Here is a 20,524-nt window from a genome sequence, read left to right as displayed (position 1 = left end):
GGCCTAATTCGGCTTAATTTTTCGCTAAATCAGGATATTAACTGCCCATGAAGGGTAAATATAAAGCCGTTCTGGCGCTTCTCTTACTCGTGATCCTCGTGCCGTTGACTCTGGTGATGACGCTGGGGTGGTGGGTTCCGACGCTGGCGGGCATCTGGCTGCCAGTTGGAACGCGCATTGCACTGGATGATAGTCCCCGATTCACGCGCCACGGTTTACATATTCCTGAACTTCGCTATCTGGTTGATGATTGCCAGTTGGCCAGGGTCAGTCAGGCCTGGTTGTCGCATCCCAGCCGTTGGCAACTGGATATTGGCACACTGGAACTCGATTCTGCCTGTCTGGCAAAACTGCCGCAAACGGAACAATCTCCGGCGGCGCCGCGCACTCTCGCGGAATGGCAGTCCATGCTGCCCAATACCTGGATCACCATCGACAACGTTATTCTTTCACCCTGGCAGGTGTGGCAGGGCAAACTGAACGTTTCGCTGACCCCTTCGCTCCAGCAACTGCGTTATCAGGGCGATAAAGTGAAGTTTCAGGGGCAGTTGCGCGGTCAGACGCTGACGGTGAGTGAGCTTGATATCATGGCGTTTGAAGACCAACCGCCGGTCAAACTGGTTGGTGAGTTCACGATGCCGCTGGTGCCGGATGGACTGCCGGTGAGCGGACACACCGTTGCCACGCTCAGTCTGCCGCAGGAGCCATCGTTGGTCGATGCGGAACTGGAGTGGCGTGAGAATGCCGGGCAGCTCATCGTAATGGCACGGGATAATGCCGATCCGCTGCTTGACCTGCCGTGGGAACTCACGCGTCAGCAGTTAACCATCAGCGACGGACGCTGGTCGTGGCCTTATCAGGGGTTTCCCCTCAGCGGGCGTCTGGGCGTGAAGGTGCAGAACTGGCAGGAAGGTACCGAGAACGCGGTGATCAGCGGACGGTTTAATGTGCTGACCCAGGGGGAGGCGGGGAAAGGGAACGCCGTGCTTTCGTTTGGACCGGGAAAACTGAGCATGGACGACAGCGCGATGCCGCTGCAACTGACTGGCGAAGCCAAGCAGGATGATCTGATTTTCTATGCCAGATTACCTGCCCGGTTGACCGGCAGCCTGACCGATCCGGAGCTGGCGTTTGAACCAGGCGCGCTGCTGCGCTCGCGCGGACGGGTCATCGACTCACTGGATATTGACGAAATTCGCTGGCCGCTGGCGGGCGTGAAGGTCACGCAGCGTGGCGTGGACGGACGATTGCAGGCGATTCTGCGCGCCCATGAGAATCAGATGGGGGATTTCGTTCTGCATCTGGACGGGCTGGCGAATGATTTTCTGCCTGATGCGGGGCGCTGGCAGTGGCGCTACTGGGGCGAGGGCAGTTTTACCCCGATGCACGCGAAATGGGATGTGGCAGGCAAAGGTGAATGGCATGACAACACCATCACGCTGACCGATTTGTCTACGGGATTTGATCAGCTTCAGTACGGCACCATGAAGGTTGAAACACCCCGTTTAATCATGGATAAACCGGTCGAATGGGTGCGTGATGCCGCACATCCCCGGTTTAGTGGGGCGCTCTCGTTCGATGCCGGAGAAACCCATTTCTCCGGCGGCAGCGTTTTGCCGCCCTCAACGCTCAAGTTCAGCGTGGAGGGGCGCGATCCAACTTTTTTCCAGTTCAAAGGCGATTTGCATGCCGGGGCGATCGGCCCCGTGCGGTTAAACGGTCGTTGGGATGGCTTACGTTTACGTGGTCAGGCCTGGTGGCCAAAACAGTCACTGGAGGTGTTCCAGCCGCTGGTGCCGCCAGAGTGGAAAATGAAATTACGTGAGGGCGAACTGTATGCCCAGGTGGCGTTTTCGGCAGCGGCAGAACAAGGATTCGAGGCCGGTGGTCACGGCGTCTTGAAAGGCGGCAGCGCCTGGATGCCGGATAACCAGATCAACGGCGTCGATTTTGTATTGCCGTTCCGCTTTAGTGAGGGCGCGTGGCAACTGGGCACGCGCGGACCGGTGTCGCTACGCATTGCCGAAGTTGTCAACCAGGTGACTGCTACCAATATCACCGCCGATCTGGAAGGCGCTTATCCGTGGAGTGAAGCCGAGCCGCTGCTACTGACTGACGTGAATGTGGATGTGTTGGGCGGTAAGGTTTCCATGCAACAACTGCGAATGCCGCAGCACGATCCGGCGCTGGTGCGGGTGCAAAATATCTCCTCAAGCGAACTTATCAGCGCAGTAAATCCGAAACAGTTTGCCATGTCCGGGCCGGTGAGCGGTGCGCTCCCTCTGTGGCTGAACGATGAGAAATGGATTATCAAAGATGGCTGGTTAACCAATCCGGGTCCGATGACGCTGCGCATCGATAAAGACACCGCCGATGCGGTGGTAAAAGACAACATGGCAGCAGGGGCGGCCATCAACTGGTTGCGGTATATGGAGATTGCCCATTCATGGACCAAAATCAATCTGGACAATCTGGGCGTATTGACGATGCAGGCGCAAATTCGTGGCAACAGCCATGTGGATGGCAAGGTCGGTACGGTGAATCTCAACTATACCCACGAAGAGAATGTCTTTACGCTGTGGCGCAGTCTGCGCTTTGGCGACAATCTCCAGGCATGGCTTGAACAAAACGCGGCGCTGCCGGAAAAAACCTGTCAACAAGGCAAGGAATGTGAGGAACCCCAATGAAAACAATGATAGCCGTGCTGGCGCTTCTCCCGCTGTGGTTCGTAACGGGCTGCACGCCGCGCATTGAAGTCGCGGCGCCAAAAGAGCCCATCACCATTAATATGAACGTCAAAATTGAGCATGAGATTCATATCAAAGTGGATAAGGACGTTGAAAGCCTGCTCAAATCCCGCAGCGACTTGTTCTGAGGTGATGATGAAAAGAACCTTTATTCTGGCGGCGCTCATTCTGAGTTTGCTGAGTGGCAGTGCCTTTGCGCTGACGTTAAATGAGGCCAGAACCCAGGGCCGGGTCGGTGAAACGTTCAATGGTTATCTGGTGGCGCTGAAACAGGATGCGCAGACGCTGGCGCTGGTCAGTGAGATCAACAAAGCACGCAGCGCCAGCTACCAACAGTTGGCCGAGAGTCATAACATCCCGGTCGATGAAGTGGCGAAAATGGCCGGACAGAAACTGGTCGAGCGGGCGAAACCAGGAGAATATGTCCAGGGCATTAACGGGAAGTGGTTGCGGAAATAATCATTCCACATTGCCGTCTGCGGTTTTTCCTTTTTGTTGGGTGACGCGTAATAATTTGCAGGGTAAGTTTCTATACTCTGTTTTCTTACGCGCTATTCAGCAGAAGGGGCAGTTATGGCAAGTCACGGCATCACAGAAACGTTTACTCTCGGTTCCCGGCAGGTCAAACGCATAGGGTATGGGGCGATGCAACTGGCGGGGCCTGGGGTTTTTGGTCCACCGCGCGATCGTCATGTTGCCTTGACGGTGCTTCGGGAAGCGATCGCGCTGGGCGTCAATCATATTGATACCAGCGATTTTTACGGTCCGCACGTTACCAATCAAATCATTCGCGAAGCGTTGCATCCTTATCCGGACGATCTGGTGATTGTCACGAAAATCGGTGCCCGCCGTGGAGACGATGCCTCCTGGCTACCGGCATTCTCACCAGCGGAACTCAGGCAGGCGGTTCACGATAATCTGCGCAATCTGGGTCTGGATGTACTGGATGTCGTTAACTTACGCATTATGCTGGGCGAGGGTCACGGCCCGCATGAAGGTTCCATTGAAGAGAGTTTCAGCGTGCTGGCTGAGCTTCAGCAGCAGGGGCTGGTCAGACACATCGGTCTGAGCAATGTGACTGCCAGCCAGGTGGCGCAAGCGCGCAGTATCGCAGAGGTGGTCTGTGTGCAAAATGAGTACAATATCGCCCATCGTCAGGATGATGCGCTGATCGACGCGCTGGCGGAAGACGGCATTGCTTACGTTCCCTTTTTTCCGCTGGGTGGGTTTACGCCGCTACAGTCTTCAACGCTCTCCGACGTGGCCGCAAGCCTGAATGCAACGCCAATGCAGGTTGCGCTGGCATGGTTGCTCCATCGCTCACCGAATATTTTGCTGATACCGGGTACCTCTTCAGTGACGCATCTGCATGAAAACATGGCGGCAGGGGATCTGACACTTTCAGCGGAAGTGCTGGCGACCCTGGACAGTATTGCGCAAAAGGCATAAGGCGGAGGTTGACCATGACTGAAAAACGAAATGCACAATGTCACTGCGGGGCTGTCAAATTTACCGTTCAACTTAGCGATGGGTTTAATACCATCCGGCGTTGTAACTGTTCATTTTGTCGGATGCGCGGTGCGGTGGTTGTTTCTGCGCCGTTGATGGGGATAACGGTTCTCTCAGGGCAGGATAAACTGACGGAGTATCGTTTCAATACCGGCACAGCAAGGCACTTTTTCTGTTCAGTGTGTGGGATTTACACTTTCCACCAGCGACGTTCCAGTCCGGATCAGTATGGCGTGAACGTGGCATGCATTGAGAATGTGTCGCCGTTTGATTTTGCCTGCGTGGAAGTCACTGACGGGGTGAATCATCCGAGTGATGGTGCGAGTAATGGCGTGGTGGGATATTTGCGTTATCAGGCGAAGTGATAAAAAAACCTCCCGCCGGAGCGGGAGGGGGAGAACTTACGCTGCAACCACGCTATCGATGGCGGCTTTGGCGTCAGACTGCGCTTTAGACGCTACTTCCGGGCCGTAGGCAATCCCTTCTGCGAACACGAAGTTCACATCGGTGATGCCGATAAAGCCGAGGAAGACTTTCAGGTACGGCGCAATCAGGTCAGTTGGGGTGTCTTTGTGGATACCGCCACGGCTGGAAAGGATCACTGCACGTTTACCGGTCACCAGACCTTCCGGCCCTTTCTCGGTGTAGCGGAACGTCACGCCAGCACGTGCAATCAGATCGAAATAGTTTTTCAGCTGCGTCGGGATGTTAAAGTTGTACATCGGCGCCGCGATAACGATCACATCGTGTGCTTTCAGTTCAGCGATCAGTTCATCAGAGAGCGCCAGTGCGTCCTGTTGACGAGGCGTCAACGGCGCGTCGCTCGGGCGCAGGGCACCCACCAGTTCGCCATCCAGTACCGGGATCGGATTAGCAGCCAGGTCACGGACGGTGATTTCGTCAGCAGAGTGCTTTTCACGCCACTGTTCAACAAAATAATCAGACAACTGACCAGACTGAGAGTACCCTGCCAGAATACTGGATTTGAGAACTAATACCTTGCTCATGGGTGTTTCCTTATAGGTGTTTGAATGGGCTGTGCCCCGTTGCTTGTTGACACTTTATTCACAATCCTGTCGCAGAGAAAGCGCAATATATCGAATCCTATGTTCGAATTTATTGAACAACACACAAAATGTGCTGATGTGGTACTCTATACCTATCATTTAGAAGAGATTTAACCAGGCAGTGCTCTGCCTTTTAACGCTATGACAGAACAACAAAAATTATCCTTTCATGCCTTACAGCAGCAGTTAGATTCATTAATGCTGCGCGATCGGCAGCGCTTTTCGCGCCGCCTGCACGGTGTGAAGAAGGTTAAAAATCCTGATGCACAACAAGCCATTTACCAGGAGATGGCGAAAGAGATTGAACAGGCAGCAGGTAAAGTTGTGCTACGTGAAGCGGCGCGACCAGAGATTACTTACCCGGAAAACCTGCCCGTCAGTCAGAAAAAACAGGCGATCCTCGACGCCGTTCGCGACCATCAGGTGGTGATCGTGGCCGGGGAAACCGGCTCGGGGAAAACCACTCAGCTCCCGAAAATCTGTATGGAACTGGGGCGTGGAGTGAAAGGGCTGATTGGCCACACCCAGCCGCGTCGTCTGGCGGCGCGAACGGTGGCGAACCGTATCGCGGAAGAGCTGCAGACAGAGCCGGGCGGGTGCATTGGTTATAAGGTGCGCTTTAGCGATCACGTCAGCGATAACACGATGGTGAAGCTGATGACCGACGGTATCCTGCTGGCGGAAATTCAGCAGGACCGTCTACTGATGCAGTATGACACCATCATTATCGATGAAGCGCACGAACGCAGCCTGAATATCGATTTTCTGCTCGGCTATCTGAAAGAACTGCTGCCGCGCCGTCCGGATCTGAAAATTATCATCACCTCCGCGACCATCGATCCGGAGCGTTTTTCGAAGCATTTCAACAATGCGCCGATTATTGAAGTGTCTGGGCGCACCTTTCCGGTGGAAGTCCGCTATCGACCGATCGTCGAAGAGGCCGATGACACCGAACGCGACCAGTTGCAGGCCATTTTCGATGCGGTAGATGAGCTGGGGCGTGAAAGCCCCGGCGACATCCTGATCTTCATGAGCGGTGAGCGCGAGATCCGCGATACCGCCGACGCACTGAATAAACTCAACCTGCGCCATACGGAAGTGCTGCCGCTGTATGCGCGACTGTCGAATAGCGAACAGAACCGCGTCTTCCAGTCGCACAGCGGGCGGCGCATTGTGCTGGCGACCAACGTGGCGGAAACCTCGCTGACGGTACCGGGGATCAAATATGTGATCGACCCTGGTACGGCGCGTATCAGCCGCTACAGCTACCGCACCAAAGTACAGCGTTTGCCGATCGAGCCCGTATCGCAGGCCTCCGCCAACCAGCGTAAAGGGCGCTGCGGTCGTGTATCCGAAGGCATCTGCATTCGTCTTTATTCTGAAGATGATTTCCTGTCGCGTCCGGAGTTTACCGACCCGGAGATTCTGCGCACCAACCTGGCGTCGGTCATTTTGCAGATGACGGCGCTGGGGCTGGGCGATATCGCCGCGTTCCCGTTTGTCGAAGCGCCGGATAAGCGCAACATTCAGGACGGCGTGCGTTTGCTGGAAGAGTTGGGTGCGATTACCACTGATGAACAGGCGACGGCCTATAAACTGACGCCGTTGGGGCGCCAGTTGAGCCAGTTGCCGGTGGATCCGCGCCTGGCACGCATGGTGCTGGAAGCGCAAAAACATGGCTGCGTGCGCGAGGCGATGATCATTACCTCGGCGCTGTCGATTCAGGATCCGCGCGAACGCCCGATGGACAAACAGCAGGCGTCTGATGAAAAACACCGTCGCTTCCACGATAAAGAGTCCGATTTCCTTGCCTTTGTGAATCTGTGGAATTACCTCGGCGAACAGCAAAAAGCGCTGTCGTCCAACGCGTTTCGTCGCCTGTGCCGGACCGACTATCTGAACTATCTGCGCGTGCGTGAGTGGCAGGATATCTACACCCAACTGCGTCAGGTGGTAAAAGAGCTGGGTATTCCGGTGAACAGCGAACCGGCGGAATACCGCGAGATCCATATTGCGCTACTGACCGGGCTGTTGTCGCATATTGGCATGAAAGATGCCGATAAGCAGGAATATACCGGCGCGCGTAATGCCCGTTTTTCGATTTTCCCCGGTTCCGGCTTGTTCAAGAAGCCGCCGAAGTGGGCAATGGTTGCGGAGCTGGTGGAAACCAGCCGTCTGTGGGGGCGCATTGCAGCACGCATCGATCCCGAGTGGGTGGAACCGGTCGCTCAGCATCTGATTAAACGTTCTTACAGTGAACCGCACTGGGAGCGGGCGCAGGGCGCGGTGATGGCGACGGAAAAGGTGACCGTCTACGGTCTGCCGATCGTCGCAGCGCGTAAGGTGAACTACAGCCAGATTGATCCGGCGCTGTGCCGTGAACTGTTTATCCGCCATGCGCTGGTGGAGGGCGACTGGCAGACGCGTCATGCTTTCTTCCGCGAAAACCTCAAACTGCGTGCCGAAGTGGAAGAACTGGAGCATAAATCGCGTCGCCGTGACATTCTGGTGGACGACGAGACGCTGTTCGAGTTCTACGACCAGCGCATCAGCCATGATGTCATTTCTGCCCGTCACTTTGATAACTGGTGGAAGAAGACCACCCGCGAGACGCCGGACCTGCTCAATTTTGAAAAGAGCATGTTGATCAAAGAGGGCGCGGACAACATCAGCAAGCTGGATTACCCGAACTTCTGGCATCAGGGCTCGCTGAAACTGCGGTTGAGCTATCAGTTTGAACCGGGGGCGGATGCGGACGGGGTGACGGTACATATTCCGTTGCCGTTGTTGAATCAGGTCGACGAAAATGGTTTTGAATGGCAGATCCCGGGCTTACGTCGCGAACTGGTGATTGCGCTGATTAAATCGCTGCCGAAGCCGGTGCGGCGTAACTTTGTTCCGGCCCCGAACTATGCCGAGGCGTTTTTAGGCCGCGTGACGCCACTGGAGCTGCCGCTACTGGACGCGCTGGAGCGTGAGCTGCGTCGGATGACAGGCGTGACGGTTGACCGCGAGGACTGGCACTGGGATCAGGTGCCCGATCATCTGAAAATCACCTTCCGGGTGGTGGATGATAAAAACAAGAAGCTGGAGGAAGGGCGCTCGCTACAGGAGCTAAAAGACCGGCTGAAAGGAAAAGTGCAGGAGACGCTCTCGGCGGTGGCCGATGATGGCATTGAACAGAGCGGGTTGCACATCTGGAGTTTTGGGCAACTGCCGGAAAGCTACGAGCAAAAACGTGGCAATTACAAAGTCAAAGCGTGGCCTGCGCTGGTGGATGAGCGCGACAGCGTGGCGATCAAACTCTTTGATAATCCGCTGGAGCAACAGCAGGCGATGTGGTCTGGCTTACGCCGTTTGTTGCTGTTGAACATCCCGTCGCCGATCAAATATCTGCACGAGAAGCTGCCGAATAAAGCCAAGCTGGGTCTGTACTTCAACCCGTACGGCAAAGTGCTGGAGCTGATTGACGACTGCATTTCCTGCGGCGTGGATAAGCTGATTGATGCTAACGGTGGTCCGGTCTGGACGGAAGAGGGTTTTGCCGCGCTGCATGAGAAGGTTCGCGCCGAGCTGAATGAGACGGTTGTGGAGATTGCGAAGCAGGTCGAACAGATCCTGACCGCCGTCTTTAACATTAATAAACGCCTGAAGGGGCGCGTGGACATGACGATGGCGCTGGGGCTTTCCGACATCAAAGCGCAGATGGGCGGACTGGTGTATCGCGGATTTGTCACCGGCAACGGCTTCCGTCGTCTTGGCGATACGCTGCGTTACTTGCAGGCGATTGAAAAACGTCTTGAGAAACTGGCGATTGATCCCCATCGCGATCGCGCGCAAATGCTGAAAGTCGAAAGCGTACAGCAGGCCTGGCAGCAGTGGTTCAACAAGCTGCCGCCGGCGCGACGCGAAGACGAGGAGGTGAAAGCGATCCGCTGGATGATTGAGGAGCTACGGGTTAGCTATTTTGCTCAACAGCTGGGAACGCCGTATCCCATTTCGGATAAACGTATCCTGCAGGCGATGGAACAGATTAGCGGGTAATTCAGTACCGGATGGCAATGTATTGTCCGTAGGCCCGATAAGCGCAGCGCCATCGGACGCAGGTGAGACGTTCGAGTCTGTACCGTATTGTTACAGAAGCGGCCAGAGGATCTGGCCGCGAAGGGATTACAATTCGTTAGGCTGAGCGTTGATCGCCGGGCTATGTTTCACCCGACTGGCAAAGAAAATGGCAACCAGGGATATCGCCACGGTGGTAAGCAGATACCACGCCACGGGCACCCAGTCGCCGTCATATTTCGCCAGCAACCCGGTAGCGATGAGGGGAGCGGTACCGCCCGCCAGCGCTGCGCCAATCTGGTAACCGAGGGTGATGCCGGTGTAGCGAACGTTAGCGCTGAAAATTTCCGAGCACAGCGTCCCCAGCACGGCGGTGACCGGTGCCCACAGCACGCCGAACATCACGATGGTCGCCAGCATAATGCCCCAGGTGGTGCCGGTATTCAGCAGCAGGAACCATGGCACGATAAACAGGCCAAGCAGGGCGACGCTGATGGCATACATCCGTTTGCGGCCAATTTTGTCCGACAGCAGCCCCATCAGCGGGATCATCACCGTAGCAATCAGTGCACCCACGGTGACGGCTTCCAGCACCTGGGACTTCTGATAACTCAGTGTGCTGGTGGCATAGCTGACCACAAAGGTCGAGAAAATATAGAACGGCGCGGTTTCCACCACCTTCAAACCTGCGGCAATCAGCACTTCACGCCAGTGATGAGTCAGCGTATCGCGCAGCGGTGCTTTGGCAACCTGACCCGTCGCTTTGACCTTTTTGAAGTCTGGCGTTTCATCGATATCCCGACGGATCCACAGTCCTAACAGCACCAGCACGGAGCTCAGCAGGAAGGGAATACGCCAGCCCCAGGAGAGGAAATCTTCCTCACTAAACAGGGTCATCAGCGAGACGATAAACGTCGCCATCAGCATGCCAATAGTCACGCCCGCCTGCGGAATACTGCCGAAGAAGCCTTTGCGTTTTTCCGGCGCGTATTCATAGGCCAGCAGGAGTGCGCCCCCCCATTCGCCACCAATGCCCATCCCCTGAATGATGCGCATCAGGATAAGCAGAATGGGGGCCCAGATACCGATCATCTCATAGGTGGGCAGTAGACCGATCATCACCGTCGCGCCGCCCATCAGGGAAAGCGTCAGCACCAGCGTTTTCTTACGCCCGATGCGATCGCCGATGTGGGCGAAAATTACCCCGCCAATCGGGCGAATAAAAAAGGTCAACGAGAAGGAGAGGTACGAGAGGATCAGACCGATTACCGGGTCAACCATCGGGAAGAAAATCTTGTTAAACACCAGCGCAGCCGCGGTGCCATACAGAAAGTAATCGAACCACTCAATCGCACTGCCGGTCAGACTGGCGACAAGTACCTTCTTATTTTTCTTCAGAATAACCGTACTGCTTTCATGGGTCGTCATTAACTGTAAACCTCCGCCAGAGAACAAAAAAGGTGTCACCTGGCAGTGCGGCAGGTGCAACCTGTTACGTTAAAAGGTTGTGAAATTGTTAATCAAACTAGGTGTGTTAGTAACATTTAACAAGAGGAGGCACGCCGTAATGGGCTAAAAAGAGAGCATTTTGCCAGGATGATTTTCTGTAATTGCAGAATAAATGACGTTAATCGTTCATATTTTGATAATTAAACAGGATAATCTGCAGGTGCAACCGCACGATTTTTAGACGTTTTGTGTTATTTCACTGAGATGACAAAAAAAGCGTCGAAATATCAATCATCAGCCTTTCAGAGAGATCTACTGTTTATTCAGCGTGGGTGCGGTACTCTGCTGAAATAAGAGGAGGAGCTTAATGATGCAACCGTTCCCGAGACTTTTCGCCACCACCCTTGAGGCGATCAACACGGTGGGGCAGTGGCTGGCGCAGGATGATTTCTGCGGCGGGCCCGCTTACCCGGCAGACTGTGTGGTACTGGCGGGCAATGCCGTCATCCCGACAATTGACGCGGCCTGCCAGATAGCCCAACAGCAAGAGGTTCCGCTGCTGATCGCTGGTGGGATTGGTCACTCCACGACCTTCCTGTATGCCGCCGTTGCCCAACATCCCCGTTACAACACGATCCAGACGACCGGACGCGCCGAAGCCGCCATCCTGGCGGATATTGCCCGGCAGTTCTGGCACATTCCCGCAGACAAAATCTGGCTGGAAGATCAGTCAACTAACTGCGGAGAGAACGCCCGTTTTAGCGCGCAAATGATCGCGCAGGCCGCAACACCGATTAACACGGCCATTGTGGTACAGGATCCTACGATGCAACGGCGTACCGTAGCGACCTTTCGCCGGGTAACCCGTGACGATCCGGACGCACCGCGCTGGCTGAGCCATCCGGGATTTACGCCTGTCTTGTGTCAGCAGGAGGACGATATTGTATTTGCTAATGACCCTGGCGGCCTGTGGAGCATCGATCGCTATTTAGCGCTGGTGGTGGGCGAAATCCCGCGCTTGCGCAATGATGACACCGGCTATGGACCTCGGGGGCGTGACTTCATTGTGCATGTGGATTTTCCGCCGGAGGTCGAGGCCGCGTGGCAGATCCTGCAACAGGATGCGGCGCTGAATGAGGCGATGAACCACCGTTCGTTACGCTAACACCTGCCCGTTTGGGAGTGTTTTCTCTCAAACGGGCAAAACAAAAATGCCTGCGTTTTCGTTCTCCCCAGCCTGACCCCTCTCTTTTATGAAGCAGTTCACAGAATTACGACACCAGCCGGGATCGCCGAGGCATGATTGATATTTATTAACAATAGTTTCACTTGTTAAAAACAATTCAATCACAGGAGTAGCGCATGTCAGTACCCGTACAACATCCTATGTATATCGATGGACAGTTTGTGACCTGGCACGAGGATGCCTGGATTGATGTCATCAACCCGGCGACGGAAGAGGTGATTTCGCGTATTCCTGATGGTCGTGCAGAAGACGCGCGCAAAGCCATTGCAGCAGCGGACCGTGCGCAGGCTGAGTGGGAAGCGCTGCCAGCGATCGTTCGTGCTGGCTGGCTGCGCAAAATTGCCGCCGGGATCCGTGAACGTGCTGGCGAAATCAGTGCCTTAATTGTGGCTGAAGGAGGAAAAATTCAGCAACTGGCCGAGGTGGAAGTCTCTTTTACTGCCGACTATCTCGACTATATGGCGGAGTGGGCTCGTCGCTATGAAGGCGAAATTCTGCAAAGCGATCGCCCTGGCGAGAATATCTTGCTGTTTAAGCGCGCGCTGGGGGTCACCACCGGGATCCTGCCGTGGAATTTTCCGTTCTTCCTGATCGCCCGTAAGCTGGCTCCGGCCCTGTTGACCGGGAACACCATCGTGATTAAACCCAGCGAATTCACGCCCAATAACGCGATTGCGTTTGCCAAAATTGTTGATGAGATTGGTCTGCCGCGTGGTGTGTTTAACCTGGTGCTGGGGCGTGGTGAAACCGTCGGCCAGGAACTGGCCGGTAACCCGAAAGTGGCGATGGTCAGCATGACCGGCAGCGTGGCAGCAGGTGAAAAGATTATGGCGACTGCGGCGAAAAATATCACCAAAGTGTGCCTGGAGTTGGGTGGCAAGGCGCCAGCGATTGTGATGGATGATGCCGATCTTGAACTGGCGGTCAAAGCGATTGTGGATTCCCGGGTCATCAATACCGGACAGGTTTGTAACTGCGCGGAGCGTGTCTACGTACAAAAAGGGATTTATGACCTGTTCGTGAACCGCCTGGGCGAAGCCCTGAAAGCGGTACAGTTCGGAAATCCAGGCGAGCGTAACGATATCGCCATGGGGCCGCTGATCAATGCCGCGGCCCTGCAACGTGTGGAGCAGAAAGTGGCGAGGGCGGTACAGGAGGGGGCGCGGGTGGCGCTCGGCGGCAAAGCCGTTGAGGGCAAAGGTTACTTCTATCCGCCAACATTGCTGTTGGATGTTCGCCAGGAGATGGCCATCATGCACGAAGAGACCTTTGGCCCTGTGCTGCCTGTGGTGGTCTTCAATACGCTGGAGGAGGCTATCGCGATGGCTAATGACAGTGATTACGGCCTGACATCGTCTATTTATACGCAGAATCTCAACGTCGCGATGAAAGCCATTAAAGGGCTGAAGTTTGGTGAGACTTATATTAATCGCGAGAACTTTGAAGCAATGCAGGGCTTCCACGCGGGATGGCGTAAGTCGGGGATTGGCGGCGCAGACGGCAAGCACGGGCTGAACGAGTATCTGCAAACCCAGGTGGTTTATTTGCAGTCCTGATCGGCAAAGCAGGGCGGAGGTTTCACTCCGCCTTTACGCTTAAAGTTTGACGAACTTATCAAGGGTACGGATCAGTTGCGTCACGAATCCGTATTCGTTGTCGTACCAGGCCACGGTTTTTACCAGTTGCAGATCGCCCACCTCGGTAATTTCGGTCTGGGTGGCATCAAACACAGAACCAAAGTGCGAACCGATAACGTCTGAAGAGACAATTTCTTCATCGGTATAGCCAAAAGATTCATTATCGTGCGTGGCTTTCTTCAGCGCGTTGTTAACCTCTTCCGCCGTCACTTTCTTAGCCAGAATCGACACCAGTTCAGTGACAGAACCGGTTTTCACCGGCACGCGCTGAGCATGACCTTTCAGCTTGCCGCTGAGATCCGGAATAACGAGACCAATTGCTTTTGCCGCGCCTGTGGTATGCGGAATGATGTTTTCAGCGGCCGCACGCGATGCGCGCAGATCTTTGCCACGCGGACCGTCCACCAGTGACTGCGTGCCGGTGTAGGCGTGAATGGTGGTCATGGTGCCCACTTTAATACCAAAGTTGTCGTGCAGCGCTTTCGCCATCGGCGCCAGGCAGTTGGTGGTGCAGGAAGCCACCGAAACAATCACATCACTGGCATTCAGCGTGTCATCGTTAACGTTGTAGACAATGGTCTTCATATCGCCAGCCGGCGCAGAGATCAGCACTTTTTTCGCGCCAGCATCGATATGCGCCTGAGACTTTTCAGTTGAGGTATAAAAGCCGGTGCATTCAATAATGACTTCCGCTCCTTTCGCTTTCCACGGGATATTTTTGGCGTCTTTTTCTGCATAAACCGCGATCGTTTTCCCGTCAACAATCAGCGCGTCTTCGGTAAAGTCTACGCTCCAGGGGAACGGACCATAGTTAGAGTCATGCTTTAGCAGATAGGCAAGGATTTTAGGGGAGGTGAGGTCGTTGATCGCGACCACATCAACATCGCTTTTGACTTCGAGTAACCGACGCAACACCAGGCGACCAATACGACCAAAACCGTTAATGCCAATTTTACTCATGATTAACTCCTGTGAGGATGTAGCGGACATTCTTTTTTCCCTACCAGGCATAGTCCAGGATGCCGGGGTGAGCAATCGCACATCTTGCCGTTAACCCTAACTGTCTGAAATGCGGCGTAGAAAAGTTAATGAATTTTTAAGGAAAGATCGCTATGTTGTCGCTTTATTGTTTTTTACTCAGGAAGTGTTATGGGCAATAAGTACTCAAGCCTGCAAATTGGCATCCACTGGCTGGTCTTTTTACTGGTGATTGTCGCTTACTGTGCGATGGAGTTCCGGGGCTTTTTTCCTCGCAGCGATCGTCCCCTCATTAATATGATTCACGTTTCTAGTGGGATAGCGATTCTGGTGCTGATGGTGGCGCGTCTGCTGATCAGGCTGAAATATCCGGCTCCTCCCATCGTGCCCAAACCGAAGCCGATGATGACCGGACTGGCGCATCTTGGGCACCTGGTGATTTATCTGCTGTTCATCGCGCTGCCATTGATCGGCATGGTGATGATGTACAACCGTGGTAATCCGTGGATGGCCTTTGGTCTGGTGATGCCGCACGCGGCAGAAGGGAACTTTGACCTGGTGGATACGCTGAAATCCTGGCACATCACGCTGGCCAATCTGGGCTATTTTGTGATTGCGTTGCATGCCGCCGCCGCGCTACTGCACCACTATTTATGGAAGGACAACACGCTGCTGCGCATGATGCCGCGTAAACGCTAGCGTGACTATACAGGCGCGGGGAGCGCTTCTCGCGCCTCTATTCTGCGGGCGACTTTGCAAAGTTTAGCGGTAATAGGCAATGACCTGTATCACGGTACTGACCGGCCCAGGAATTTCGTCACCGGAGGTACGAATAGCGCGCGCCGCCATTCTAATGGTGTGACCAGACTCACTGTCAGCGAGCCCATCAACCTCGCTATAACCCTTGATCAGTTCATGCGCCTCGACATAACGGTCTGCTCTCACGGGCATAGCCGGGTCGCCTGAAGGTTGGTGTTGATAATCTCCCCATGCCAGTTGAATTCCGTAATGGTGCGCGTCGTCTGTTCCCGGAGCAATAATGCCTCTGCGGATATCCAGTACACGAGTAACAGGAATCATTGTGAACTGTATCTTATGCTTTCTGTCGTCGAATGAAGCCGGGCATCGGATTGTAAAACTGGCATCTTTCCAGCGTGAGACGACAGCGGTTCCGTCATAATCACCCATGTTGATACTGACATGGTGACTCTTGATATCGCAGGTCGGAGGCTGAAAAAATATCGTCGCTTTTATTATTCTTGAATCATTAATATAGGCACGACCCTCCCGGGTAATCCTGTTGGTTTCTGAGCTGGTAAAAGAGTATCCCGATTTCTCATAAACCATTCCCACTTCCGGACCGATTACGGTCAGGGCGCCCGCGTCAGATGGAATATTTTGCCCGGGAATTTTCCAGTATTTTATCGTGGCATAAAGGTGAGTGTAGGGCGTCGCTTCATCCCACCTATCCGTAAGGGGATAAGGTTGTAACGAGTGGTATCGCGCACGAAATGACTCCGCCGCAGATATCCCAATCCCCGGAACGTTAGTCGCATAAATATAGTCATTCCCCTGATGGGCAATAGCAGGTGTAGCCGTGAGCAGGGTAAAGCGAGGAGAGAGTCCGTCGATGTCGCAAACCCCAACATCGAGATCAACAACGTGATTCTCAGCCGTATAAATAACGGCCCACTCAGACAGTGGCAACGGCAATGACATGCGAATGTTATCAACATTGACCTCGGTTGCCTTATAGATTTCAGGCCACGCGTGATAACGCGTTATCGCGCGGGGTTGGGATTCGCAGTGAATAACCGTCGCCGACGCTGATGCTACATTCAAAAAAAGAACCAGCATTGCCAACGTGAAAATAGACCTAATAATGCGATGGCTGGCAATCTCAGTGGATTGCCACATCAGTTTTAAATATCTCATGTTATTAACATTGCGTAGTAAAAAATTAACTCCGACACGCGACGACGCGTATTGTTACCTAATAAACTCGCTTTAGAACTTTTATTCTGTTCGCCAGGCTCACTGTTAAAAGGGTCACTATTACTGGTAATTAGCGATAACCTGTACCACGGCGTTGGCAGGGCCTGGTGCTGAATTACCGGCGGTACGAATATACCGCGCCGCCATCTTTATAGTGTTATCTGAACCGTGGAATCCGTTCCCCCCTACAGGGGTATCATCCGCACTGAAGTTGGGGTTAAGCGTATTGGCAGCAACATAACTGTTTAAGACGACGGGGTTTAACGGTTCTTGTGAATTCTGCGTGGTGTAATCACCCCAGGCCAGTTGTATCCCATAGCCCTGGGCACCTGTGCCGTCGAGCGCGATAATCCCTCTGTTGGCATCCACCACTTGGGTGTAAGGCGCTATACTGATCTGCACTTTTCCGTTTGGGGAATTAGGTGAAAGTTCTGACTTGGGGTCAATATTATAGGGATAAGTATAGGTCGATTTGGAGTTCGTCATTCCATCATATCCCATCGCATTCGGGCATATCAAATTGAAACTGGCATCCTTCCAGGGGAAAGGTGCGGTTGAATCGCCCATATCCACCTTAACATTGTCCCCTTGTATATTGCAGGTGCCAGACTGAAAGGTCATGGTAATGGTTAAAATTCGCGACCCACTAATATAGGCCTTATCGTCACTGACTATCCGGTCGGGGTTCGAACTGGTAAAGGTGCTACCCGAGGACATATATAAAACGGCGGTGTCGGGTCCGGTAATGGTGACCGGGCCGTTATAGGCGGGAATAGTGCCAGGAATTTTCCAGTACTTTATATCTGCTTCAAACTGGAGGCCTAGAATATCCCGGGTATAAAAAAGTGCTTTAGGATAAGCGTTCACAGCATTTTTCCCGACGACATCGGGTGCTGAAACAGAAATGCCAATACCAGAAATATTGGTGCTATAAATGTCATAGCCGTTTATGGAGCCTACAGGCTGTGCGTTGTTCAGAAAAGCATAATACGTGCTGACAACGGAGTTACAGTTTCCTGTATCAATGCCAATAATCGCGTTTACAGAATAAATGGTGTGCCAGTCGGGGATATTAGCCCCTAAGGTAATGGTCGCCCCTGGTGAGGTTAGATTAAAGGGCTGATGCATCGTCGACCATTGGTTATAATTATTGGTGGAGCTTGTTGATGGGTCGCATTTAACTACATAGGCCGAGGCCGAGGCAATATGGAAGAAAAAAAGAATAAATAGATATTTCAAAAAAGACATAGCTACACCTTTTGGCATACGGCAGTAAAGCGCTGGATCGCGTTTTTACCTTTCGCGCTGGAATCATCTGGATTAAGGGAATAAGGGACACGACATTGATTATTCGCGTTCTCACCCCATTTCACGAGCAATGTTCCTTTTTGCTTACTGACTTTAACGTAAATAACCCCGCCCTGGGACACCGCACCCACGTGCGTGTCTTCATCATCAAAAATGTCGGCGCCAAAGGGGAGCGGCTCTCCCTGCCAGCTTGTGGTAATCAGCACCGGCGTGCCGGTATGGGTAGCAAATTTTACTTTGACCACCGATCCTGAACGCGGAACAACATTCTGCGCCGTGTTTTCAAAGTCAACGCCCAAATCAGAGCCTTCAGGGTTAATACCTATCCGATTTTCCTGATAGGGGACCAGTGACGGTGACAGGGCATAGCCTGAACCATCAATGACGGCACCTGCATAACCCGCGACTTTGGCACCTTCTGCCCCTTTTGCTTCAATCAGGGCATAGTTATCGCTGCTGTAAGGCGAGAAAGTGACCCCACCCGAGTGGACGACCATCCCCCCGGACATCCCGACGGAGGTACTGCTATAGCCTTTACCGGTGCTGTAGCTACCGTTCATCGTTGCCTTGCTTCCCTCCCAGGTTCCGCTGACGCTGCCAGAGCTTCCCGAATTGTCATCATGCGCACCGCTAACGTTGTAGCCGTATTTATTGTCTTCACCGAACGAGCCAGAAAGGTTTGCCTGTTGACCACGTCCGCCAGCACTGTCCTGGTTATAGCGCATGCTCAGATAAGGCATTCCTGTACCATTACCCATGCCTAACGGCATGGAAAACGTCAGATACCAGGTGGTTTGATCATTTCCGTTTCCCGCTTTGTTTCGGCTGGCGTTAATGCTGTAGTTCAGCAGCTTATAGTTATTGGAATACCCCAACTGATACTGGGTGTTGTAACCCTCGTTGTTATTCCAGTAGTTTTGCATTGATGAGCTGACATAAAGGTTACCCAGCCCGGCAGGGAGGCCCTGATTAAAGCTTAATGAGAACTGATTTTTAGAACGGGAGACGCTATCCGGATCGCTGCCATTATTCATTGCGTCGCGTGTACTCATGGCGGTTTGAAAATCCATATAACCGGAGCTGGAATAACGATAGGCAGCAATCGTGATGTTACTATTTGTCGCATCAAACAGTTTGTTGTAACTCAGTCGATAACTTTGCCCCATCGGATTACCGATCTTGCCGCCGATCTGACTCGTCGATTGAGTGACATCCGCGCTGATCGCCCCCGCTCTCGTACCTATTGCTCCCCCCAGCAGGGCAGCCTGATAGTGCTGACTGTACTGTAAGCCCGTATAGGCAGTCAGGATATTGGTTAAGCCGCGCATATAGGTTGTTTCATAGAACAACGGCATTTCAGCGGCGTTGTAGTCGCGAAGCTTGCCAACCGTTGCAGTGAATTGCTGGGTCCCCGGACGCAGTGATTGCGCCAGAGACGAATAAGGCACTGAGTATTGCTGGGTGCTACCGTCCGCTTCTTCGACGGTGACATCCAGATCGCCGCCATACCCTGTCTGCCCGAGATCATCGATCAGAAACGCTCCCGGTGTCACGGTGGTCTGATACAAAATATGGCCAGACTGACGTATCGTCACTTTAGCATTTGTCTTCGCGACCCCTCGGATTTCCGGCGCGTATCCACGCTGAGAGGCGGGTAACATTCTGTCGTCGCTGGCCAGTTGTGCGCCGGTATACGAAACCGAATTAAACATCTGGCCTGAGGTAAAATATTGACCAAGATAAAGATGACCATGAACAAACTCGGCATCGCGTTGTACATAGCTATTGCTACTTTGATAGCCGCCGCCCTGTTCCGGTGTCCAGGAATAAGAGCCATTGTGGCGAAAGTACCAATTACCAATATTTAGCCCGGCATTTAACGAAGAATAGAGCGAACGTGCCGTGTCGGCATTATTGTAGCGGGAGTCATAGCCATTGACATAATAGCCGAGCATCAGTGCCGGAACACCACTGTCCCAAAGTGACGGATCAACACTTCCTTGCGCCGTGTGCTGAAGGTAGATTTGTGGTATTTCAATATTAAGTTGCTGCTTATCCGCATCAAAATGTACGGTGGCATTTGGCAAGAGTTGGGAGAGGTCAGAACATGCTGCGGGGTTAGACAGTTCGCTGCGCGAATCTTTTGGTACTCTGTCCATATTAAGTTTAATCAACTGAATGATTTTCGGCGTTAAACAGGCCTCAGCCCGGTATTTATCGACTTCAGTAAAAGTGACCTCTTCATGTGAAATTGGAGAACCATTTACAATGATATCGATAAGGTATTTTCCGGGGATAACATTTGAGCCGTAGGTGAAGCGATTTACATCGATTTGATTTGCCCTGTCCTGGCGCAAAAGTTGTGTGTCAAATTCAGCAGCAGTCTCTTCAGATGAGACAGACTTATCCTCCCCAGAATGGTTCTCAGTGTCATTAGCGGTAGCGCTAAATGAGAAAGACAATATAACTGTAGAAAAGCAACAGAGATAGAATCCGGGGAGAAATTTATTTGAAATAGACACACGA

The 20,524-nt window shown here is 53.2% G+C and carries 15 protein-coding genes; 9 read left to right on the top strand and 6 right to left on the bottom strand.

From position 1 onward, the window contains the following. Positions 1-47: 47 nt before the first annotated feature. From ACQ0PY_RS12320 to ACQ0PY_RS12300, 5 genes are all read left to right on the top strand, one after another. Positions 48-2,687, top strand: a complete 2,640-nt coding sequence (locus tag ACQ0PY_RS12320; RefSeq protein WP_109740778.1) for a YdbH family protein — start codon at positions 48-50, stop codon at positions 2,685-2,687. Between the two features lie 5 nt (positions 2,688-2,692). Further along, positions 2,693-2,875, top strand: a complete 183-nt coding sequence (locus ACQ0PY_RS12315; protein ID WP_414973524.1) for a YnbE family lipoprotein — start codon at positions 2,693-2,695, stop codon at positions 2,873-2,875. A 7-nt stretch (positions 2,876-2,882) separates the two neighbouring features. Further along, the gene (locus ACQ0PY_RS12310; RefSeq protein ID WP_043000610.1) at positions 2,883-3,206 is read left to right on the top strand and encodes a YdbL family probable chaperone protein; all 324 of its coding nucleotides are present in this window, start codon (positions 2,883-2,885) and stop codon (positions 3,204-3,206) included. A gap of 114 nt (positions 3,207-3,320) precedes the next feature. Beyond that, positions 3,321-4,196 carry an aldo/keto reductase family oxidoreductase gene (locus ACQ0PY_RS12305; RefSeq protein ID WP_043000611.1) on the top strand — a complete coding sequence of 292 codons (876 nt, stop codon included), beginning with the start codon at positions 3,321-3,323 and terminating at the stop codon, positions 4,194-4,196. Positions 4,197-4,210: 14 nt separating this feature from the next. Next, positions 4,211-4,621 (top strand): GFA family protein, encoded by a 411-nt coding sequence (locus ACQ0PY_RS12300; protein WP_043000612.1) that lies wholly within the window; start codon positions 4,211-4,213, stop codon positions 4,619-4,621. A 36-nt stretch (positions 4,622-4,657) separates the two neighbouring features. Here the strand turns inward: ACQ0PY_RS12300 and azoR are convergent, their stop codons facing one another. Further along, positions 4,658-5,263, bottom strand: coding sequence for an FMN-dependent NADH-azoreductase (gene azoR, locus ACQ0PY_RS12295; protein ID WP_043000613.1), 606 nt, complete (start codon positions 5,261-5,263; stop codon positions 4,658-4,660). Between the two features lie 201 nt (positions 5,264-5,464). Between azoR and hrpA the strand changes: the two genes are divergently transcribed. Further along, positions 5,465-9,367, top strand: a complete 3,903-nt coding sequence (hrpA, locus tag ACQ0PY_RS12290; protein ID WP_109740779.1) for an ATP-dependent RNA helicase HrpA — start codon at positions 5,465-5,467, stop codon at positions 9,365-9,367. A 126-nt stretch (positions 9,368-9,493) separates the two neighbouring features. Here hrpA and ACQ0PY_RS12285 read toward each other — a convergent pair whose 3' ends face one another. Then, positions 9,494-10,813 carry an MFS transporter gene (locus ACQ0PY_RS12285; protein WP_061070082.1) on the bottom strand — a complete coding sequence of 440 codons (1,320 nt, stop codon included), beginning with the start codon at positions 10,811-10,813 and terminating at the stop codon, positions 9,494-9,496. 391 nt (positions 10,814-11,204) lie between these two features. Here ACQ0PY_RS12285 and ACQ0PY_RS12280 point away from each other — a divergent pair, with 391 nt between their 5' ends. Together ACQ0PY_RS12280 and aldA are read left to right on the top strand one after the other, a co-directional pair. After that, positions 11,205-11,999 carry a YdcF family protein gene (locus tag ACQ0PY_RS12280; protein WP_109740629.1) on the top strand — a complete coding sequence of 265 codons (795 nt, stop codon included), beginning with the start codon at positions 11,205-11,207 and terminating at the stop codon, positions 11,997-11,999. Between the two features lie 197 nt (positions 12,000-12,196). Continuing rightward, the gene (gene aldA / locus ACQ0PY_RS12275) at positions 12,197-13,636 is read left to right on the top strand and encodes an aldehyde dehydrogenase (protein WP_044257845.1); all 1,440 of its coding nucleotides are present in this window, start codon (positions 12,197-12,199) and stop codon (positions 13,634-13,636) included. A 39-nt stretch (positions 13,637-13,675) separates the two neighbouring features. On the opposite strand, the gene gap is transcribed toward aldA, so the two are convergent. Beyond that, positions 13,676-14,677 carry a type I glyceraldehyde-3-phosphate dehydrogenase gene (gene gap, locus ACQ0PY_RS12270; protein ID WP_044257846.1) on the bottom strand — a complete coding sequence of 334 codons (1,002 nt, stop codon included), beginning with the start codon at positions 14,675-14,677 and terminating at the stop codon, positions 13,676-13,678. 189 nt (positions 14,678-14,866) lie between these two features. Here gap and cybB point away from each other — a divergent pair, with 189 nt between their 5' ends. Next, positions 14,867-15,394, top strand: a complete 528-nt coding sequence (gene cybB / locus ACQ0PY_RS12265; RefSeq protein ID WP_109740262.1) for a cytochrome b561 — start codon at positions 14,867-14,869, stop codon at positions 15,392-15,394. Positions 15,395-15,457: 63 nt separating this feature from the next. On the opposite strand, the gene ACQ0PY_RS12260 is transcribed toward cybB, so the two are convergent. From ACQ0PY_RS12260 to ACQ0PY_RS12250, 3 genes are all read right to left on the bottom strand, one after another. Beyond that, positions 15,458-16,630: a hypothetical protein gene (locus ACQ0PY_RS12260; RefSeq protein ID WP_150547013.1), complete on the bottom strand. Its 1,173-nt coding sequence runs from the start codon at positions 16,628-16,630 to the stop codon at positions 15,458-15,460. Between the two features lie 120 nt (positions 16,631-16,750). Continuing rightward, complete coding sequence (locus tag ACQ0PY_RS12255; protein WP_044257848.1) at positions 16,751-17,938, bottom strand: hypothetical protein; 1,188 nt, start codon at positions 17,936-17,938, stop codon at positions 16,751-16,753. Positions 17,939-17,940: 2 nt separating this feature from the next. Then, entirely contained in the window at positions 17,941-20,520 is a 2,580-nt protein-coding gene (locus ACQ0PY_RS12250) for a fimbria/pilus outer membrane usher protein (RefSeq protein WP_162300695.1), read from the bottom strand. Positions 20,521-20,524: the final 4 nt, after the last annotated feature.

This window comes from Citrobacter sp. LST-B2 (assembly GCF_057983045.1).
The sequence above is the reverse complement of the archived record's forward strand: the minus strand, read 5'-3'. Positions and strand labels throughout refer to the sequence as shown.

Excerpts from the sequence above, each read along its gene's own strand:
- cybB (WP_109740262.1), top strand. The coding sequence starts at position 14,867 with ATGGGCAATAAGTACTCAAGCCTGCAAATTGGCATCCACTGGCTGGTC.
- ACQ0PY_RS12285 (WP_061070082.1), bottom strand. The coding sequence starts at position 10,813 with ATGACGACCCATGAAAGCAGTACGGTTATTCTGAAGAAAAATAAGAAG.
- azoR (WP_043000613.1), bottom strand. The coding sequence starts at position 5,263 with ATGAGCAAGGTATTAGTTCTCAAATCCAGTATTCTGGCAGGGTACTCT.
- hrpA (WP_109740779.1), top strand. The coding sequence starts at position 5,465 with ATGACAGAACAACAAAAATTATCCTTTCATGCCTTACAGCAGCAGTTA.
- ACQ0PY_RS12305 (WP_043000611.1), top strand. The coding sequence starts at position 3,321 with ATGGCAAGTCACGGCATCACAGAAACGTTTACTCTCGGTTCCCGGCAG.
- aldA (WP_044257845.1), top strand. The coding sequence starts at position 12,197 with ATGTCAGTACCCGTACAACATCCTATGTATATCGATGGACAGTTTGTG.
- gap (WP_044257846.1), bottom strand. The coding sequence starts at position 14,677 with ATGAGTAAAATTGGCATTAACGGTTTTGGTCGTATTGGTCGCCTGGTG.
- ACQ0PY_RS12255 (WP_044257848.1), bottom strand. The coding sequence starts at position 17,938 with ATGTCTTTTTTGAAATATCTATTTATTCTTTTTTTCTTCCATATTGCC.
- ACQ0PY_RS12310 (WP_043000610.1), top strand. The coding sequence starts at position 2,883 with ATGAAAAGAACCTTTATTCTGGCGGCGCTCATTCTGAGTTTGCTGAGT.
- ACQ0PY_RS12315 (WP_414973524.1), top strand. The coding sequence starts at position 2,693 with ATGATAGCCGTGCTGGCGCTTCTCCCGCTGTGGTTCGTAACGGGCTGC.
- ACQ0PY_RS12260 (WP_150547013.1), bottom strand. The coding sequence starts at position 16,630 with ATGAGATATTTAAAACTGATGTGGCAATCCACTGAGATTGCCAGCCAT.
- ACQ0PY_RS12280 (WP_109740629.1), top strand. The coding sequence starts at position 11,205 with ATGCAACCGTTCCCGAGACTTTTCGCCACCACCCTTGAGGCGATCAAC.
- ACQ0PY_RS12320 (WP_109740778.1), top strand. The coding sequence starts at position 48 with ATGAAGGGTAAATATAAAGCCGTTCTGGCGCTTCTCTTACTCGTGATC.
- ACQ0PY_RS12300 (WP_043000612.1), top strand. The coding sequence starts at position 4,211 with ATGACTGAAAAACGAAATGCACAATGTCACTGCGGGGCTGTCAAATTT.